The organism is Naumannella halotolerans (assembly GCF_004364645.1).
GTDB lineage: Bacteria > Actinomycetota > Actinomycetes > Propionibacteriales > Propionibacteriaceae > Naumannella > Naumannella halotolerans.
Genome location: NZ_SOAW01000001.1, coordinates 1,263,365 through 1,282,823, shown reverse-complemented (window position 1 = coordinate 1,282,823; position 19,459 = coordinate 1,263,365). Strand labels below are relative to the sequence as shown.

15 protein-coding genes are annotated in these 19,459 nt (G+C 68.3%); 13 read left to right on the top strand and 2 right to left on the bottom strand.

Annotation, left to right across the window (positions count from 1 at the left end; translation table 11 throughout):
- Positions 1-57: 57 nt before the first annotated feature.
- Both CLV29_RS05940 and CLV29_RS05935 read left to right on the top strand, forming a co-directional pair.
- On the top strand, positions 58-1,425 hold the full coding sequence (locus CLV29_RS05940) for an NtaA/DmoA family FMN-dependent monooxygenase (protein ID WP_166649147.1): 1,368 nt from the start codon (positions 58-60) through the stop codon (positions 1,423-1,425).
- A gap of 147 nt (positions 1,426-1,572) precedes the next feature.
- Positions 1,573-2,385 (top strand): PrsW family intramembrane metalloprotease, encoded by an 813-nt coding sequence (locus tag CLV29_RS05935; RefSeq protein WP_133754062.1) that lies wholly within the window; start codon positions 1,573-1,575, stop codon positions 2,383-2,385.
- A gap of 30 nt (positions 2,386-2,415) precedes the next feature.
- Here CLV29_RS05935 and CLV29_RS05930 read toward each other — a convergent pair whose 3' ends face one another.
- Positions 2,416-7,929 (bottom strand): ATP-binding protein, encoded by a 5,514-nt coding sequence (locus CLV29_RS05930; RefSeq protein WP_133754061.1) that lies wholly within the window; start codon positions 7,927-7,929, stop codon positions 2,416-2,418.
- A gap of 78 nt (positions 7,930-8,007) precedes the next feature.
- The gene (locus tag CLV29_RS05925) at positions 8,008-8,667 is read right to left on the bottom strand and encodes a TIGR03085 family metal-binding protein (RefSeq protein ID WP_133754060.1); all 660 of its coding nucleotides are present in this window, start codon (positions 8,665-8,667) and stop codon (positions 8,008-8,010) included.
- Between the two features lie 103 nt (positions 8,668-8,770).
- Here CLV29_RS05925 and hisI point away from each other — a divergent pair, with 103 nt between their 5' ends.
- From hisI to CLV29_RS05870, 11 genes are all read left to right on the top strand, one after another.
- Positions 8,771-9,118 (top strand): phosphoribosyl-AMP cyclohydrolase, encoded by a 348-nt coding sequence (hisI, locus tag CLV29_RS05920; protein ID WP_243831754.1) that lies wholly within the window; start codon positions 8,771-8,773, stop codon positions 9,116-9,118.
- Positions 9,118-10,686, top strand: coding sequence for an anthranilate synthase component I (locus CLV29_RS05915; protein ID WP_208292770.1), 1,569 nt, complete (start codon positions 9,118-9,120; stop codon positions 10,684-10,686). The genes hisI and CLV29_RS05915 overlap by 1 nt, the downstream gene beginning before the upstream one ends.
- A complete protein-coding gene (locus tag CLV29_RS05910) occupies positions 10,679-11,431 on the top strand; it encodes a Trp biosynthesis-associated membrane protein (RefSeq protein WP_133754058.1) in 753 nt (250 codons plus the stop codon). The genes CLV29_RS05915 and CLV29_RS05910 overlap by 8 nt, the downstream gene beginning before the upstream one ends.
- Positions 11,428-11,709, top strand: a complete 282-nt coding sequence (locus CLV29_RS05905; protein ID WP_133754057.1) for an HGxxPAAW family protein — start codon at positions 11,428-11,430, stop codon at positions 11,707-11,709. Before CLV29_RS05910 ends, CLV29_RS05905 begins: the two co-directional genes overlap by 4 nt.
- Complete coding sequence (gene trpC / locus CLV29_RS05900; protein ID WP_133754056.1) at positions 11,709-12,539, top strand: indole-3-glycerol phosphate synthase TrpC; 831 nt, start codon at positions 11,709-11,711, stop codon at positions 12,537-12,539. Before CLV29_RS05905 ends, trpC begins: the two co-directional genes overlap by 1 nt.
- Positions 12,540-12,590: 51 nt before the next feature.
- The gene (trpB, locus tag CLV29_RS05895) at positions 12,591-13,844 is read left to right on the top strand and encodes a tryptophan synthase subunit beta (RefSeq protein WP_133755064.1); all 1,254 of its coding nucleotides are present in this window, start codon (positions 12,591-12,593) and stop codon (positions 13,842-13,844) included.
- The gene (gene trpA, locus CLV29_RS05890; RefSeq protein ID WP_133754055.1) at positions 13,841-14,701 is read left to right on the top strand and encodes a tryptophan synthase subunit alpha; all 861 of its coding nucleotides are present in this window, start codon (positions 13,841-13,843) and stop codon (positions 14,699-14,701) included. The genes trpB and trpA overlap by 4 nt, the downstream gene beginning before the upstream one ends.
- A gap of 127 nt (positions 14,702-14,828) precedes the next feature.
- The gene (locus CLV29_RS05885) at positions 14,829-15,680 is read left to right on the top strand and encodes a protein NO VEIN domain-containing protein (RefSeq protein ID WP_133754054.1); all 852 of its coding nucleotides are present in this window, start codon (positions 14,829-14,831) and stop codon (positions 15,678-15,680) included.
- Positions 15,681-15,910: 230 nt separating this feature from the next.
- On the top strand, positions 15,911-16,093 hold the full coding sequence (locus tag CLV29_RS05880; protein ID WP_133754053.1) for a hypothetical protein: 183 nt from the start codon (positions 15,911-15,913) through the stop codon (positions 16,091-16,093).
- Positions 16,094-16,325: 232 nt separating this feature from the next.
- Positions 16,326-17,720, top strand: coding sequence for an HNH endonuclease signature motif containing protein (locus CLV29_RS16715; protein ID WP_133754052.1), 1,395 nt, complete (start codon positions 16,326-16,328; stop codon positions 17,718-17,720).
- Between the two features lie 949 nt (positions 17,721-18,669).
- Positions 18,670-19,458, top strand: coding sequence for a DsbA family protein (locus CLV29_RS05870; protein ID WP_133754051.1), 789 nt, complete (start codon positions 18,670-18,672; stop codon positions 19,456-19,458).
- The last annotated feature ends 1 nt before the right edge of the window (position 19,459 follow it).

Here is a 19,459-nt window from a genome sequence, read left to right as displayed (position 1 = left end):
ACGAGAATACTCTGTATACGATTCAAGTGATTCGTCAAAGTTATCGCAGGAGGGGCTGTGCCCAAACAACTCGTCATTGGTGCTTTCGAGGAGTTCACGCCGAACTTCATTGCCAACACGTGGCATCACCCCCGCGCGGAGACCAAGGATTTCGCAAGACTGGATTTCTGGCTCGACCTGGTGAGGACGGTTGAATCCGGTGGGTTCGACTTCTTCTTCCTGGCCGAAGCAGTGGGTTATCCGATGAACGACGACGGTGAAGTGCCCGAGGCGGTCATTCGGGAGGCGGTGCAGTTCCCGGTGCATGATCCGACGCTGCTCATGGCGGCCATCGGGGCGGCGGTGCCACGAATCGCGCTGGTGGCGACTGCATCGACCACCGCTCAGCGACCGCTGCTGAATGCTCGGGATTTCACCACACTCGATCACCTCACCGAAGGGCGGATTGCGTGGAACATCGTCACCAGTGACAACCAACAGGCATTGGTGCGGCTGTTGGACCTGGGAGAGGTGACTCCGCACGATGAGCGGTACGCCAGAGCGGATGAGTACATGCAGCTGATGCTCCAACTGTGGGAGGGGGCATGGGAAGACGGTGCACTGATCGCCGACAAGGCTGCGAAGGTCTTCGCAGATCCGCAGAAGGTTCATCGGATCGTCTTCGACGGGGACTACTTCCACTTCGACGGGTACTACCAGGCCACACCTTCACCGCAACGGACGCCGACGTTGTTCCAAGCAGGAACGTCGAACGCGGGCACGGATTTCGCGGCGAGATACGCAGAATGCGTGTTCACCCAGGACCGGGACCCTGCTCGGCTGGTCAAGACGGTGAAAAGGCTGCGGGACAAGGTGGTGGCGGCGGGCCGACCGGCGGATTCGCTGAAGATCGTCAACGGTGCGAGCTTCGTGGTCGCTGAGACCGAAGAGGAGGCCGACCGCCTCCGAGCTGAGCTGACCTCCACCCCCACCAGAGAAGCCACAGCGGCGCTGTTCCTCGGTTGGTCGGGTGTTGACCTGACGCAGTACGACCCGGAGCAGACACTCGACGATGTCTCCACCGAAGTGGGACAGACGATGGTGACGATGTGGCGAAACGAGGACGGAACCTCGCCGACGATCGGTGAGGTGATGGATCTCCTCCCGACCACCTTCGGCGGTGTCCGTTTCACCGGCACGGCGGAGTCGATTGCCGATCAGGTGGAGGAACTCGTCGAGGCGACCGACATCGACGGAATCCTGGTCGAGAACATGTACGGCGGTGCGGCCGGCTATGTCGACTTCATCGAACAGGTGATGCCTGCCCTACGTCGACGGGGCCTGCTCCCGGCCGAACCCCGCAGCGGGACTGCGCGCGAGATGCTGACCTCCGCAACTGATCCAGGACTGCCGCAGTGGCACCCGGGGCTGCAGTTCCGGAGGTGACGATCATCGCGGGCACCGTAGCGGATCCACGGGCCCTCCTCATCAGGCCACTGTGATCCATCGATCCGCTCGATCGTCCGGCGGACTTCGTGAGATCGGCCAGAAGGCGCAGCTGAAGTGGCAGTCTGGTGCCGAGAGGAGCTCCCCATGACACTCGCTGCTGCACCCGAGCACAGGTTGGCCCGACGGCTGGCCTGGATCGGGGTCCTGGTCGTCGGCATCGTCGCCTACATCGTGGTCCTTCGGGCGCTGGTGGCGACCGAGAACATCAACTTCTTCCCGACACTGATCCTGCTCGGTTCGGTGACCGTACCGCTGGCGGTGCTGGTCTTCGCCTGGGGGACCGGAGCCGGGTTGGGCTCCACCGCCGGCCCGGTGCTGGTCGCCGTCCTCGGCGGCGGCATCATCGGCACGGTCACCGCCGGGATCTGGGAGTACGACACCGCGCGCCAGCTGGGAGCCTTGCCGGTGATCGGCATCGGGCTGATCGAGGAGTTCGCCAAACTGATCGTGCCGCTGGCGCTGCTGGCAGTCCTGCCCAGTCGGCGTCAGCAGTCGGGGGTGATCATCGGCATCGCCGCCGGTATGGGGTTCGCCACCTTGGAGACGATGGGCTACGGCTTCACCGCCCTGCTGCAGGCGCGCAGTCTGGCCGCGGTGGACGAGACCCTGTTGCTGCGCGCATTGCTCGTCCCTGCCGGTCACGTCGCCTGGACCGGTGTCACGGTGGCTGCGATCTGGCGGATCCCGTGGGCCCGCCACCGAGGGCGGGCCGTCGTCCTGGCCGTGCTGGCCTTCCTGCTGGCGGTGATCCTGCACGCCTGCTGGGACGGGATCAACAGCTGGGTGGTGCACATCGTGATCGGCGTCATCAGCATCGCGTTGCTGCTGATCGTCCTCCACCGGACCCACCGGCAGGCGCCCGCCGGCCCGCCGCAGTCCGCGGTCCGGGCCGGCTGATCCGGCAGCCGGGAGCCGGCTGCCGGATTCTCAGCTGCGGCGGCCTGCCTCGATCACCGAGATGATCTTCGGCCGCAGTTCGGCGGCCGAGATCACCTCGTCGACCGAACCGACCTCCACCGCCCGGTGGATGCTGTGCACACCGTCGAACTCCGCAGCCACCTCGGAGATCTTCTCCGCCCGGAGTTGGGCCCGCAGCTCGGCCAACTCCAGTTGCAGCACCCCGGCCTCCTCCTGCGGCGCCTCGGCGATCCGCTGCTCGAAGGCGGTGATCTGCGGATCGGCAGCGGTCCGCTTCTCCACCTCCGAGGCGAAGACCACCGCCGCGGCCGGGGCACCACCGAGCACCGAGGCGAACGAACCCTCCACCGCCAGCACCGTCATCTGCGGGTTGAGCTGCTTGGAGAACACCACGAAGGCACCCCCGTGGTAACGGGAGATCACGGTGAAGACGATCGGCCCGTCGAAGTTCACGATCGCCCGGCCGATCTCCGCGCCGTACTCCAGCTGCAGGCTGCGCATCGACTCCGGTGAGCCGTCGAAACCGGACAGGTTGGCCAGCACCACCACCGGGCGGTTGCCCGAGGCGGCGTTGATCGCCCGGGCCACCTTCTTCGACGAACGGGGGAACAAGGTGCCTGCGGTGTAGGTGTCGGGGCCGTCGGTCGGACGTACCCCGGCGCGAGCCACCGGCTTGGACTCGATGCCGATCAGGGTGACCGAGTTGCCGCCGATCCGGGTGTCGGAGACCACCGCGGTCTCGGCATCGGCCATCCCGGCCCAGCGCTCGCTCAGATGATGATCGGCATCGGCGACCGCCCGCATGACGGTCCGGATGTCGAAGGGACGTTTCCGGTCCGGGTTGTGCTCGGCGGAGAAGATCTCCCCGACGGTGGCGAAATCGCCGCCGTGCGGGAACTCGGTGATCGACCGATCGGCCGGATCGGTGGTCGGCGCCTTCCGGGGCCCGCTCTCACCCGGGGCCACCCAGGTGTGGGCGTAGTGGTCCATCAGGATCCCCAACGCCCCGGCCAGGTCCGGTGCCCAGTACTGGGCCTGACCGTTCGGGCCCATCACCCGGTCGTAGCCGCCGATGCCGAAGTTGTCCTCGGCCGAGACCCCGCCGGAGAAGTCCAGCGACTGTTTGCCGGTCAGCACCATCGCGCTGTCCGGGGTCATCACCAGGATTCCCTTGGTGTGCATCAGCATCGTGGCCTCGGCGTTCCAGTACGGCTGGGCGCCGACGTTGATCCCGGCGACCACGATGTTGATCTCCCCGCCGTCCTGGGTGAACTCGACGATCCGCTTCAGCGCCAGCGCCACCCAGTCCATGTTTTCGGTGCCGCTGTTCATCGAGATCCGGGCACCGGAGGAGACGGCGAACCACTCCACCGGCACGCCCAGCTCGGTGGCCAGGTCCAGGGCGGCGATCACCCGGCGGCACTCCGGCTCGGCCAGGGCACCCAGGGACTTGGTCGGGTCACCGCTGAGCACCACCCGGGTGATTCCCTCGGGGTGCAGCTCGGTCGGGGTGCTGATCACCGCGACGATGATCCCGGCGGAGTTGCGGCCTCGGGGGCGATCGGTCGGTACGAGCCGGCCGACATCGTCCAGGTCGTACTCGGTCATGGTGCCGCCGGCGGTCAGCACCGCCTCCAGCTCGTAGGGGTAGACCAGATTCCGGCGGCGCGCCCGCAGCACCTTGCCGGCATAGTCGTCGATCGGCGCCAGGGGCGTGGTCGGCGGCTCGATCACATCGGCATCCACGCCACCACCGGGTCGGGAGCGGAAGCGGATCGCCAGCGGCGCGGCCGGACCGCCGGCCACGGCGACCCGACCCATCGCCAGCACCTCCTCGATCCCCGCGCTCTCACTGAGCGGGGTGATCTTGGACTGCAGCGCGGTGAGCTGGTCGATGTCGGCCTCGATCTCCGGCCAGACCGTCACCCACACATGGTTCAGGTCCATCCGCGAACCCGCTCGACCACGCGAGGTGCGTACCCTGCGGATCGCCTCCAGGCAGTTCTCCACCGCCCGCTCGGCATGCGGCAGGGCGACGATCGAACCGTCGTCGTCGCGGATCACCGCCATCTGCCGTACCTGGGCCATCGCCACGAACCGCCGGTCGGCCGGATTGGACCGGGCGACGCACTCGTAGAGCAGCACGTCGTCGGGGGCGGGCAAGCGGGTGACGTCGAACTCACGCAACCGCCACAGGTTCAGCCGGCGACCGACCATCGGATGCATACCCCGGATCAGGGCATCCTCCACCAGCCCGCCCGAACCGTCGGGGCGGAAGGTGAAGTAGTCGACCGCTGCCGGTGCATCGGGGCAGGTCGCGACCGACACCCGACGGGAGGCGGTGACGAAGGGTTGACCGGTCAGCATCGCAGCCAGCTCGGCGGAGGTCTGCTCGGGATCGGCGGGCGGATGCGGCCAGCGTACGTACAGCTCCACCACGGTGTCGTGGTCGGTCGCCAACAGCGGCAACAACAGCTCGTTCACGCTGTCGGGTGCCGACGGTGACAGCTCGGAGATGTCGGCGATCGTGGTCACCACCCGGGTCGGACCGTGTTCGTGGCTCTCGTACTCGGCATGGGCCACCGGTCGGGTACGCCCCTCCGACAGCGTGACCTCGGTCACCGCCATCTCACTGAGCCGGTACTCCAGGTAGTGGCGGCCGATCAGCACCTCCAGCAGCGGTTCGGAGCTGGGCAGTTCAGCGGCCATCCGGTCCCGCAGGAATCCGACCAGCGGTTCGGGGATGGCGGTCAGCGCCGCGATCCGTGTGGCCCGGTCGGCGGCGTCGGGATGGGCGGCGAGATCCTCGACCTCATCGGCGACGCCGGCCAGCACCGCTGCCCGGTCGGCATCGACTGCCGGCTGGTCGAACCACTGGAAACGGATCGACCGGGCCAGGTCACCGATCACCGAGTAACGCAACTGGGTGGCGCGGACCATCCGTTCGAGTTTCGCCCGGGCCTGGACCGCCACCTCGGCCGAGGGCTGCGGGTCGGTACGCCACAACTGCAGGATGCCGACCACCACGTCCAGCTCGGAGGTGTCGGTCTGGGCCCGGAAGATCCGGAACACCGCCTCCTCCAGCGCCGGTGTCGGGGTCAACTCGGTGATCCCGTAATGGCTCAGCACCTGCAGCAGCTTGTCCCGGAAGTGATCGGGCAGTCCGTCGCGGTCGGGGTCGAGGCTGCGCAGGTAGGTGTGGAAGTACTCCCGGGAACTGTGCACCCGCAGTTCGGTCTGCTGGTCCTCCCAGGCCGGACGGTTGCGGGTGAGCGCGGCGAAGTCGGAGAACAGGTCCAGCAGGGACATCTCCTCGGCCAGCACATCGACCCCGGAACGGGCCAGGGCCGCGCGGGTACGACGGTAGTCGGCGAGCACCGCCTGGCGCCGGGAGGCGTCCACGTCGTAGCCGAGCAGCAGCGCCCGGAACCAGTCCAGGGCACGCTGCGCCTGCTTCTCCTCGGAGCCGACAGGTGGTGGCGCCGGCAGGTCCAGCGCGGCCAGATCGGCGGTGTTCGCAGTCTCCGGGCCGTCGGCCAGCGGCTCGATCCGCAGCAGCGGGGCACCGGTGCCGACCTGGCTGCCGGTGTGCACCAGCAGCTCCTTCACCCGGCCGGTGAACGGAGCCGGGATCACGGTCTCCATCTTCATCGACTCCAGGACCACGGCCGGCGAGCCGGCCTGCACGATCTCGCCGGAGGGTGCGGGGGTGGACACGACCAGCGCCGGCGCGGGGGAGCGGAGCACACCGCCTTCGTCGTGGCTGACCCGGTGGGCGATCCCGTTCACCTCGATCAGGTGCACCAGGCCGTGGTTGGCGGTGACCAGACGGTAGGTCTGTCCGCTGAGCGTCAAACGTGCGTGGACGTCGTCGAGGTGGACCAGCTCGGCCTCCAGCTCGCGGGTCTCGGTGCCGGAGTCGATGCCGACCCGGTAGTGGTCGGGCCCGGTCTTGGCGACGGTGAGTGTGTAGCTCGCGTCGTGCAGTTTCAGCTCGATGGTCCGGGCGGGCTGGTGCTGCAGCAGCGGCTGTCCACCCCGGGCGTGGGAGAGGAACTGCGCGATCTCGGTCTCCTCGGCCTCGGCATAGGCCTCGATCGCGGCGGCGACCAGGGCGATCCCGGAGAAGCGTCGGGCAACCAGCCGGCCCTCGCCCCGGGCGCGGTCGATCCAACCGGTGTCGGCCCAGATCGGGTCACCGACGGTCACCTCGGGCTGGTCCAACAGGTCGAGTACGAAGCTCTTGTTCGTCGCCCCGCCGTCGATCACCACCGTGGTCTCGGTCAGGGCCCGGCGCAATCGGGCGAGTGCCTGTTCGCGGGTCGAACCGTGGGCGATGATCTTGGCGATCATCGAGTCGAAATCGGCCGGGATGGTGTCCCCCTCGGCCACCCCGGTGTCCACCCGGATGCCGGCGCCGGTGGGGAACTCCAGCCGGGTGATCCGGCCCGGGGCCGGGGCGAAGTCACGGTCGGGGTCCTCGGCGTTCAGCCGGGCCTCGATCGCATGGCCGGTCTCGGTCGGGCGCTGCGCGCCGAGCGGTTCGCCCTCGGCGATCTGCAGCTGCAGACCGACCAGGTCCAGGCCGGTCACCTCCTCGGTGATCGGGTGCTCCACCTGCAACCGGGTGTTCACCTCCAGGAAGGCGAAGGTCCGGCTCTGCGGCTGGTAGAGGAACTCGACCGTACCGGCGCCGGCGTAGCCGACGGCCAGGGCCAGCCGTTCGGCCGCGGCCTTCAGCTCCGCGGTCTGCTCGGCGTCCAGCAGCGGGGAGGCCGATTCCTCGATCACCTTCTGGTTGCGGCGCTGCACCGAGCAATCGCGTACCCCGACCGCCCAGGCCTCGCCCTGGCCGTCGGCGATCACCTGGACCTCGACATGGCGGCCGCCGCTGACCAGCTTCTCCAGGAACACGACGTCGCTGCCGAATGCACGGGCCGCCTCGTCCCGGGTGCGCTGGAAGGTGTCGTCCAGGTCCGCGGGGGTGTCGATCCGGCGGATCCCGCGACCACCACCGCCGGCGGTCGCCTTCAGCATCAGCGGATAGCCGATCTCCTCGGCGGCGCGCAGGGCGGCGTCCAGGGAGTCGACGGCCCCACCGCTCCACGGCGCCACCGGTACGCCGACCTCCTCGGCCAGCAGCTTCGAACCGATCTTGTCGCCGAGTTGGCGCATCGCCTTCGGGCTGGGGCCGATGAAGGTGATGCCGAGACGTTCGCAGAGTTCGGCGAAGGCAGGGTCCTCGGCGACGAAGCCCCAGCCCACCCAGACGGCATCGGCGCCGCAGCTGAGCAGAGCCTCCTCCAGCCGTGCGAGATCGAGGTACGGACGGTCGGCGGCATTGCCGAGCAACAGCGTCTCGTCGGCCTCGCGGACGAACTCGGCCCGGGCATCGACATCGGTGTACAGGGCGACGGTACGCAGGGGGTGCTGGCCGACGCGGCTCCAGTTGACGTCACGGACCGCCCGGATCAGGCGCATGGCGGCTTCGCCGCGGTTGACGATGGCGATCTTTGAGAGCACTGTCCGACTTTGCCACATCGGGGTCGCCGATCGCCTGTCGGGGCGTCCGTGTTCGTGACGGCTTCGGGGAAAGGTCGCTCAAAGCCCCAGGTCGGCCCGCCCCAAGCTCTGCAGCGCCTCGGGTTCACCGACGGCCAGCACATCGGCGTGCGTGCCCCGTCCTTGGCCGTAGAGGATCAGTTCACTCGGCCGGCCGACCAGGGTGACGGTCTGCGATCCACCGGCTGCCCGGATGGTCGCGGGCCGTTCGTCGTCCTCGGAGCCGGCGCCGCTGCGTTCGAGCACCACACCCACCTCGGTCCGGCGGAAGAACGCCCGGGCGAGCAGTTGCAACCGGCGCCACATCCAGTCCTCGGTCTCTGCCGGCAGGTCGCGTGGCGCCAGCGGTGCCTCACCGGCGCGGCGGACGTCCTCGTGATGGACGAAGAACTCCAGCGCATTGGCTCCCTCGTCCAGTCCCGGCAGCGCGAACAGCGACAGCGGGGCCGGTCCGCGGCGGATCCGCGCCACCAGCTCGGGATAGCTCCAGCGCTGTTTCGCCTCCTCCATCCGCCGTTCGGTCAGACTGGCCAACGGTTTGGCGATGATCCCCGGGGCGCCGAGCGGGTCGGTCTCGCGTACCCACAGATGGGCGGCCAGGTCGTGGGTGGTCCAGCCCTCGCACAGGGTGGGTGCGTCGGGTCCGGTCAGTTCCAGCAGGTCGCAGAGGGCGGCGCGCTCGGTCTGGGCGAGATGCATCCGCGCATGCTATGCCATCGGATCGGTGGCCGGCCGGTCGGTGATCGCGGACAAGGCGCAGACGTGGCGACGGCCGAGCGGTCGAAGCGCCTAGAGTTGTCGGGTGAGTTCTGCAGTGAGCGTCGAACAGATCAGCTTCGACGACCGGGGTCTGGTTCCCGGCATCGTCCAGGATGCCGACGACGGGCGGGTGCTGATGCTGGCCTGGCTGAACGCCGAGGCCGTGCAGGCGACCCTGACGACCGGGCTGGCGACCTTCTGGTCCCGTAGCCGCTCGGAGCTGTGGGTGAAGGGCGCCACCAGCGGCAACACCCAACAGGTGGTCGAGGTCGATCTGGACTGTGACGGTGACACCTTGTTGATCCAGGTACGACCGGCCGGCCCGGCCTGCCACACCGGTGACGACACCTGTTTCGACGCCCGTACCCTGACCGCCGCCGGGAGCCGATGATGGCCACCACACCCATCGCGGCCACCGGTCTCGAGGCGATCGAGGTGACACCGAACCGCGACGACTTCGTCACCCTGGCCGCCGACCGTCGGGTGGTCGGTGTGCACACCCGGTTGCGTGCCGATGCCGAGACCCCGCTGTCGCTGTACCAGGCGCTGTGCGGCGACCGGCCCGGGACCTTCTTGCTGGAGTCGGCCGAGGCCGGGGTGTGGTCGCGGTGGTCCTTCATCGGGGTGAACTCCGCCGCCCGGCTGGTCGCCCGGGGCGGTGAAGGGCGTTGGCTCGGACAGGTCCCGGCGGTACTGGACGCCAGCGGTGATCCTCTGGAACTGATCGAACAGGCCCTGGACCGGCTGCACACCCCCCGTGATCCCGACCTGCCGCCGTTCAACTCCGGACTGGTCGGCACCCTGGGCTATGACGTGGTCCGGCGGATCGAACGACTGCCCGACACCACCGTCGACGATCTCGGGCTGCCCGACATCTGCCTGCTGCTGGCGACCGACATCGCCGCTTACGACCACCATCGCGGTGAGGTCTGGCTGATCGCCAATGCGATCAACTGGGACGACCGCGCCGAGCGGGCCGAGGAGGCCTGGGCCGATGCCCGGGCCCGGGTGCTGGCGATGGCCCGACGACTCGCCGAGCCCCGCGGTTCGCTGGTCGCCTCCCGTGTCGACGGACCGCAGATGCCGCAGGTCCGCGAGCAGCTCGACAGCGCCGACTACCACCGTGCGGTGGAGGCCGCGGTGGAGGAGATCAAGGCCGGTGAGGGGTTCCAGATCGTCGTCAGCCAGCGGTTCGACGTGCAGACCCGGGCCGATCCGTTCGACATCTACCGCGAACTGCGTACCGACAATCCCAGCCCGTACATGTACCTGATGCGGATGGGGGAGTTCGACGTGGTCGGTTCGTCCCCGGAGGCTTTGGTGACCGTCACCGACGGCACCGCCACCACCCATCCGATCGCCGGCACCCGCTGGCGCGGGGCCACGCCGGCCGAGGACGCGGCGTTGGAGGCCGAGTTGCTGGCCGACCCGAAGGAGCGGGCCGAACATGTGATGTTGGTCGACCTCGGGCGCAACGACCTCGGCCGGGTGTGCGTACCGGGCAGTGTGCAGGTGATCGATTTCATGGTGGTCCGTCGCTACAGCCATGTGATGCATCTGGAATCGACGGTCACCGGCACCCTGTCCGAGGGCGTCAGCTCGCTGGCCGCGACCCTGGCCTGTTTCCCGGCAGGCACCCTCAGCGGGGCGCCGAAGGTGCGGGCGATGGAGATCATCGACAAGTTGGAGGTCTCCCGGCGTGGTCTGTACGGGGGCACCGTCGGCTACTTCGACCTGGCCGGCAACTCCGACAATGCGATCGCCATCCGGACCGCGGTGCTGAAGGACGGTACGGCACATGTCCAGGCCGGTGGTGGCCTGGTCGCCGACTCCACCGCCGAGTACGAGGACCAGGAGTCGCGGAACAAGGCAGCCGCCGTGCTCCGGGCGATCGCCTCGGCGGATCGGCTGGTACCGCTGAGCGGTCCCGGTGCCGGACAGCGAGGTGGCCATGAGTGAGCCGGACCGCAGGACGACGGGTGGACCCGGTACGGACCCGGTGACGGGCCCGGGCAACGTACCGGCGAAGGTCGGCATCGGCCGGGGCACCCGGACTGCGATCACCCTCGGACTGTTGCTCGCCGCCGTGGGCGCGGCCGGTGCGGCCAGCACCCCCTGGTGGCGGTTGCAGGCCGAGGGTGCGCAGGCGACCTTCACCGGATCGGAGTCCAGCAGCGGGCTGACGGTGTTGCTGGTGCTGGTGGTACTGGCCGGCATCCTGGTGCTGCTGGCGGCAGGGCGTCGCGGCCGGCGGGTGATGGGGGTCCTGCTGGGATTGCTGTTCGCGGCGATGATCGCCCTCGGGGTGAGTGCTCCGCAGCCGAACGACAGCGAGGTGGAGGCCACCTTGCAGACCATGTCCCTGGCCACCGAATGGACCTTGGCGGCCACCGGCGCGGCCTGGCTCTACGTACTGGCGGGTCTGCTCGGACTGGTCAGCGCGGTGATCCTGGTGGTGACCGCAGGCAGGTGGCCGGACCGCTCCTCGCGCTACCAGCGCACCGCGGGACCGGTGGCCGCCGACGACCCCGAGGGCTGGTGGAAGGCGATGGACGCCGGCCGGGATCCGACCGCGGAATCGGTCGAGGAGGCCGACCCGCCGACCGCGGAGTCCGGCGAAGCGGTCTCGGCTGTCGACCCCGATTACCCATCCACGCACCGGACCGGACACAATGTGTCCCAACAGCGAGGAGGGCACAGATGAGTGAACCCAGTACCGGGACCGCCGAGCGCGAGGAGCGGAACCACCAGGTCGAGTACAGCTCCGACGGTCGGCGCTACTACCACCACGGTCGTTCGCCCGCTGCCTGGGTGGGATCGATGGCTGCGCTGATCGCCTTCGTCGTCGCCTTCTTCGGGTTCGTCCCGGCCTTCAACCTCACCGTGTTGATCATCTCCGTGGTGATCGCCGTGGTCGGGTTGATCGCAGCAGTGGTACTCCGGGCCGTCGGTCTCGGCCAGGGCAGTCGTCGGCGTCGATGATGTCCGCCGTCGGTCCGAGTGTGCTGGACGGGATCATCGCGGGGGTTCGCGAAGATCTCGCCGAGCGTGAGCGCGCGCTCCCGATGGAGGAGCTGAAGCGACAACTCGCCACCGCCCGCAAACCGCTCGACCCCCGGCCCGCCTTCCGGGCCGACGGGGTGGCGGTGATCGCGGAGGTGAAGCGCTCCAGCCCCAGCAAGGGTGCACTGGCCGACATCCCCGATCCGGCGGTGCTGGCCGAACGGTACGAGGCCGGTGGTGCCGCGGCGATCTCGGTGCTGACCGAACAGCGGCGCTTCTCCGGCAGCCTGGACGACCTCGACGCGGTCCGCCGCAGCGTCGACATCCCGGTGCTGCGCAAGGACTTCATCGTCACCGCGTACCAGCTCGTCGAGGCACGTCTGCACGGCGCCGATCTGGTGCTGTTGATCGTCGCCGCCCTCAGCGACACCGAACTGATCGGCCTGATCGAGCGCGCCCGCAGCCTGGACCTGGTCCCGCTGGTGGAGACCCACACCGCCGAGGAGGTACGACGGGCCGTCGACGCCGGGGCCGACGTGATCGGCGTCAACAACCGCAACCTGCGTACCCTCGAGGTCGACCCCACCACCTTCCACCGGCTGGCGCCGTTGATCCCGGCCGGGATCGTCCGGATCGCCGAGTCCGGTGTCCGCGGTCCGCATGATGTGATCGAACTCGCCAAGTCCGGTGCCGATGTGGTGTTGGTCGGCGAGGCCCTGGTCACCGGCGAGGACCCGCGCGCCGGGGTTGCCGACCTGGTCGCCGCCGGTGCACATCCCGCGCTGCAACATCCGCAGCGGAACTCCTGACGAGGAATCGTGAGTCAACAGCAAGAATCCATTTCCGACATCCCACCGGCCCTGGAGCCGGCCGAGCCCGAGGAGGAGCGGCGCCCCGACAAGGCAGGTCACTACGACCAGTTCGGCGGCAAGTTCGTCCCCGAGGCGCTGTACGCCGCGCTGGCGCAGTTGGAGGATGCCTACAACGAGGCGAAGGACGATCCGGCCTTCCTGGCCGAACTGCATGATCTGCAGCGCAACTACGCCGGCCGGGAGACCCCGCTGACCGAGGCGAGGCGATTCAGTGAACACGCCGGCAATGCCACGGTGCTGCTGAAGCGGGAGGACCTGAACCACACCGGTTCGCACAAGATCAACAATGTGCTCGGTCAGGCGCTGTTGACCAAGCGGATGGGCAAGACCCGGGTGATCGCCGAGACCGGTGCCGGTCAGCATGGTGTGGCCACGGCCACCGCGGCGGCACTGTTCGGTCTGGAGTGCACCGTCTACATGGGCAAGGTGGACACCGACCGGCAGGCGCTGAACGTCTCCCGGATGCAGTTGCTGGGCGCCGAGGTGGTGGCCGTCGAGGCGGGGTCGAGGACCCTCAAGGACGCGATGAACGAGGCGATGCGGGACTGGGTCGCCTCGGTCGACAACACCCACTACCTGATCGGCACGGTCGGCGGTCCGCATCCGTTCCCGATGATCGTCCGCGATTTCCAGCGGGTGATCAGCGCCGAGGCCCGACAGCAGGTGCTGGATCGGTACGGGCGTCTGCCCGATGCGGTGGCCGCCTGTATCGGCGGTGGATCGAATGCGATGGGCATGTTCGCCGAGTTCGCTCCCGATCCCGAGGTGCAGTTGCTGGGCTTCGAGGCCGGTGGTGCCGGGGTGGAGACGGGTCGGCATGCGGCCTCGATCACGGCCGGCAGTGTCGGTGTGCTGCACGGTGCCCGTACCTTCATCCTGCAGAACGAGGACGGGCAGACCATCGAGTCGCACTCGATCTCGGCCGGGTTGGACTACCCCGGGGTGGGACCGGAGCATGCCTGGCTGGCCCACACCGGTCGGGCGCGCTACGCCGCGGTGACCGACACCGAGGCGATGGAGGCCCTGCAACTGCTCACCCGTACCGAGGGCATCCTGCCGGCGATCGAGTCGGCCCATGCCCTGGCCGGGGTGCTGAAGTGGGGCCGGGAGCTGGCCGAGACCGATCCGCAGGCCCGGCCGCTGGTGATCGTCTGCCTGTCCGGTCGCGGGGACAAGGATGTGGCGACCGCCGTGTCCTGGGCCGGTCTGGACGGTTCGGTCGATCGGGTGGAGGGCGCATGAGCATCGAGACCGGGACCGCGGTGACGGCGGCGGAGTTCCAGCCGGGCCACAGCGGGAAGGTGCTGCAGCAGGCGGCTGCCGAGGGGCGCAAGGCCCTGGTGGGCTTCTACCACGTCGGTTTCCCCGAGGTGCATGCCTCGCTGGACGCGATCAGCGTGATCGCCGGCGGCGGGGGCGAGGGTCCGGGTGTCGACATCGTGGAGATCGGTATGCCGTACTCCGATCCGGTGATGGACGGCCCAACCATCCAGCGCGCAGCGACGACGGCGTTGGCGAACGGGGTACGTACCCGCGATGCCCTGGTGGCCGCCGAAACCGTTGCCCAGCAGGGGAAGTCGCCGTTGGTGATGACCTATTGGAATCTGATCGAGCAGTACGGGGTGGAGGCCTTCGCCCGTGACTTCGCCAATGCCGGCGGTCACGGACTGATCACCCCGGACCTGACCCCGGACGAGGCGCAGGAGTGGATCGCCGCCTCCGAGGCGCACGGTCTGGACCGGATCTTCCTGGTCGCCCCGTCGTCGACCGATGAGCGGATCAGCCTGACCGTCCGCGCCTGCCGGGGATGGGTCTATGCCACCTCGGTGATGGGCGTGACCGGTACCCGGACCAGCACCTCCTCGCTGGCGCCCGCATTGGTCGGGCGGGTGCGCTCGCTCGTACCCGATGCCCTGGTCGGCGTCGGCCTGGGCGTCTCCGACGGTGAGCAGGCCGCCGAGGTGGCCGGTTTCGCCGATGCGGTGATCGTCGGTTCGGCGCTGGTGAAGACCGGCCTGACCGAGAAGTCACGCCCGGAGCAGCTGGCCGATCTGGCGAAGCTGACCGCGGAGTTGGCCGAAGGAGTACGCCGCGGCTGAGGCCGGTCCACGGTGTTGGTCGTCGGCGGGCGGTTCGTTGCCCGTGCGGCAGGATTCGTTCGCTGCCGGTGTCGATTCCGGCGGGCGGCACTAGCCTGGTCGCCTGAGGACGACCGAGGGAGGGGCAGTGGCCGAGGACTGGACGCTCGAAGAGGTGGAGCGGACCGTCGAGGTCTACTTCACCATGCTCGGCCTGGAGCTGGGTGGGGAGCGGTACTCCAAGACCGAGTTCCGGCGTCAGCTGCGAGCCGATCTGGGAAATCGGCGAACCGAGGCCTCCTTCGAGTTCAAGTTCCAGAACATCTCCGCGGTGCTGCAGGACCTGGGCTCGGAGACCGTCGACGGTTACAAGCCGGCTCGCAATGTGCAGCAGTTGTTGCGTGAACAGGTGGCCGAGCAGTACGAGAAGAACCACGAGCTTCGCCAGGCCATGTTGCGGGCTGCAACCGAGCCTGCGAGCCAGGGGTCGGTGCTCTCGGATCCGGTCGACACCCCGGAGCTGATCGTGCCGGACACCGGGTTCACACCTCGCGCAGCCATGATCGACTTCGCGGCCGTGGAGGCAGCCAACCGGTCACTCGGGCTGGCCGGTGAGCACGCGGTGGTGGACTACGAGCGGGCAGTGCTTTGCCGGGGTGGCAGGGACGATCTCGCCGAGCGCGTCGAACATGTCTCCCGTACCCGTGGTGACGGTCTGGGCTACGACGTCCTGTCGTTCTCCGGTGAGACCGGGCAGGAGCGCTACCTGGAGGTGAAGACCACCCGCTCCTCCCGGTACCGGCCGTTCCTGCTGACGCGCAACGAACTGGCCGCCTCCGAGGAGTGGGGTGAGGCCTTTGTGCTGTGCCGGCTGTTCCGCTTCTCCGAAACCTCGGCCCAGCAGTACCGGATCGTCGGGCCGTTGGGAACCGGGCTGGAGCTGGTGCCCTCGACGTATCTGGTCTATCCGCACCGAGGCCGGTCCGGTCGGGCTTCCTGAGGTCGAGGTTCCGGCTGGTGGCCGAGCGTCGCAGGCAGTTCCCGGGCGCGCTGTACCGCATCCCAGAGCAAGAGGTGCTGTCCGCCGCGCTGACGCGACGGAACTCACGGGGCCTCATCGACATCGATTTGTCCCGTCGCGACGGACGCTCGGGGGTCGGGCAGGGCGAGAGAAGTCGGGTGGGTTGATCGGCAATGTGGCGGAGCGAGGCGGGGCCACGCGATCGTCAGGTGGTCGAACCGCAGCGGTTGCGCCGGGCACGGGTCATGATCAACTTCCCGAGGAAGATGATCAACCCCGGCTCGTTCAGTGGCGACCTGCGCGTCGGCGCCGTGATCGATCTGGCCATCGGCGGCCGGTTGCGCTGCCTGGGTCCGGCCAGCACATCGCGGAGGACGTCGGCCAGCCAGTGAACGCGAGGACGGCGATGAGGATCGCTACAACGCCGAAGACATTCAACCGATTCACCGCCGAGACTGTGCAGCTCGCGTATTGGGCCGGAGGTCAGCTCCACGGCTGGGGCCACCCGCTCTTCCTCGGTGGAGTCGGGCTTGTCATGCCAGGGTGATTGATGTCCTGCATCCATTTGTGGACAAGGGTTTGCGATGACCGGGCAGTGTCAGACCCGACAGGTAGATTCTGTTCATGGCCAGCACCCGGATCGTCGCCCAGCACGCGGAGTTGCGTGCTGCCACGACCCGTCTGTGGGCCGCCCTGCGTGATCGGCTCAACGGTGCCTGCGCCTGGGTGGACACCCATCCGGCGACCGATGATCTGCTGGCCGAGCTGCCCGATCCCGATCGTGCGGTGACCGGGGGAGAGGGGACCCCACTGGTCGATCCGGCCTCGGTCCCGGAGTTCGCCGCTCTGCTGGGCAAGCCGACCGGTTCCGGATTCCGGATCCTCGCCGAGGCGATGGAACTGCGACACCGGTTGCCCCGCCTGTGGACGCGGGTACAGGCACTCGAGGTTGCGGCCGATGACGCCTGCCGGGTGGCAGCCCGCACGATGTCCCTCGACCGCCCGGCAGCCGACTGGGTTGATCAACAACTCGTGCACTTCGCCGGCACCGTGTCGGCCACCCAACTCGATCGCACGGTCGAGGCTGCTCGAGCCCTCGCCGGTGAACCGCAGGCAGCGGTCGAGTCCGGGCTGTTCGTCCACCTCGACCATGACACGACCAGTGTCAACGGCCGTAGTCGACTGCATGGCGAGCTCAATCTGCTCGACGGTCTCGAACTCGACCAGGCACTGCAACACGGGGCGGCGCTGCAGAAGTTCTGGGGCAATCCGGCCTCATTGGATGTTCGCCGAGCTCACGCCCTGGCAGAGCTCGCGCGGGCACAGGCGATGCTGCCCGCCCCGGTCGCTCCGAAGGGCACTGTGGCCGAGGAACTGCAGCCGATGGGCCCCGAGGCGGGTCATGAACCGGTGGTCGAGAGTGAGGGCCCCCCGCTCCGTCGGCCTGCGCCGCGTCCGGTCACTCTCCACATCGTCATCCCCGCAGGTGCTCTGCCGGTCGACCACGACGAGTCCGGGGCAGGCATCGGTCGAATCGCCAATACCGGGTCATCGATCACCGCCGAGCAGGTGCGACTCTGGTGTCGCGTGCCCGGCGCCAAGATCACTGTGCGACCGGTGATCGATCTGAACGATGCCGAAGCCACCGACTGCTACGTACCGACGGCGCGGATGCGTGAACACGTCGTGCTCACCAACTCGACCTGCATCTTTCCGTGGTGCAGCACCGTTGCCGAGCAGTGCGATCTCGACCACATCGTCGCCTTCGACGCCGGAGGACCCACCAGCACCGACAACCTCGCTCCGTTGTGCCGCCGGCACCACCGAGCCAAGACCCTCCACGGCTGGCGCTACCGGCATCTCGCCCCTCGGTTGTTCTGCTGGGTCAGCCCAGCCGGTCACCTGTACCTGCGGGCTGGACCGATGACCCACCGGTTGGATCGGTCATCGGCCGGGGAAGACCTGGGTGCTCGGCCACCGGGCGATCCCCCAGCCGCACCCGACACCTGTGCTGCCTGACTCCGAACAAACCTGACTCCGGAACAAGCCTGACTCCGGAACAAGCCTGACTCCGGAACAAGCCTGACTCCGGAACAAGCCTGACTCCGGAACAAGCCTGGCTCGGGAACAGCCCGACTCCGGAGTGGTCTGGCCATCTCTCTTGCGTGTTTCCGCAGCGCCGAAAATCGATTCCGGCCGCGTGATCCGGTACGCGCCGACGTCCTGCGCAGACCCCGCTGTACGGCGCGGCACACCCTTGGCGGTGTGCTCGAGTCGGGTGTTCTGCGCGAAGTGCATCCGAGGGCGTCGTCGGTGACCGAGTTACCGACGATCGGGGCAGGTAGTAGCGACTGCTCGTTTGCGGTGTGCTCGAGTCGGGTGTTCTGCGCGAAGTGCATCCGAGGGCGTCGTCGGTGACCGAGTTACCGACGATTGCGGTACGTGAAGCGACTGACCGTACAGCGCCCGCCCGACGTGGTCGAACCGGAGGGACTCGAGGTTCGCTGCGGGTGCCCACAATCCGTTGGTGTCGCAGGACATGCCAGGATGCCGACCCGCAGCCGAACCGGCCGAGCCAACCGGCGGACGGAGGCAGGACCTATCGACACGATCATCCAGGTCGCCATACCGGCCGGTGGACGGGGCAAGACCTGTAGACACGGTCATCCGGGTCGCCGTTGACATGCTGGTGGACGGAGGCAGGGCCGGGGGAGTCCGACCAGGCTCTCAGCGGGCCGGTCGCTGACGCGCGACCCCAACGGGTGTCAGCCCGTCAGGATGCGATCCGGGGCTTCCCACAGGTAGCCTGTGGGCGGGTTCGTCACCGTCGACAGTGGTCGTGCGCTGGCAGACAGCGGATGTCCGGAGATCTCGGGTATCGATTCGGTCACTGTGGGCACGGTCGACAGGGCCGAAGCGTTTTCACATCTGGCACCCATCCGATGTCAGGTCACGAGCAAGGAAGTTGATGAGCGACAAGAGCCGACAGACCAAGCAGCTCAAGCGGAACCAGACGCCGAAGACCGGTTCGTCCAGCGCCCGCGAGCGAGCCAGGGCCGAGGCGGCCCTGGCCGCCCGGAAGAAGCGTGACCGCAACATCATCATCGGCATCGCCGTGGCCGTCGTGCTGATCGTCGGCGGCAGCATCGGCGGCTATCTGGCCTACCAGCAGTTCGGTGGTCCCAGTGTGAACACCGAGGTCGCCGGCTCCGAACAGGTGATCGGTGAGTTGTCCGGCGCCGACCCGATCGTCTACGGCGACGAGGCTGCGCCCAACACGATGGACGTCTACCTCGACTTCTCCTGCCCGCACTGCAAGGCTTTCGAGGAGGAGCAGGCCTCGACAGTGCAGGAACTGATCGACTCCGGGGAGTACAAGGTCGCCTACCACCCACTGTCGTTCATGGTCCGTCCGGGCGCATCGGTGAATGCTGCCAATGCCTTTGCTTGCTCCGCCCAGCGCGGCTTCGGCCAGGCCTACATGGCCCAGCTGTTCGCCAATCAGGGCCTGAACTGGAGTGACAACCAGCTGGTCAGCCTTGCCGAGCAGGTCGGAGGTGACGCGGCCGGCGACGTCTCCGGTTGCATCACCCGCAAGCAGAACGGTGACTGGGTCGACGCGGTGAACAACGCCGAGAAGCCGGCCGACTTCACCGGTACCCCGGCGCTCTATGTGGGCGGGACGCAGGTCGAGTGGTTCGAGGGTCAGACCCCCGAACAGTTCACCGAAGCGGTACGTACCGCCACTGCGGCCTGAG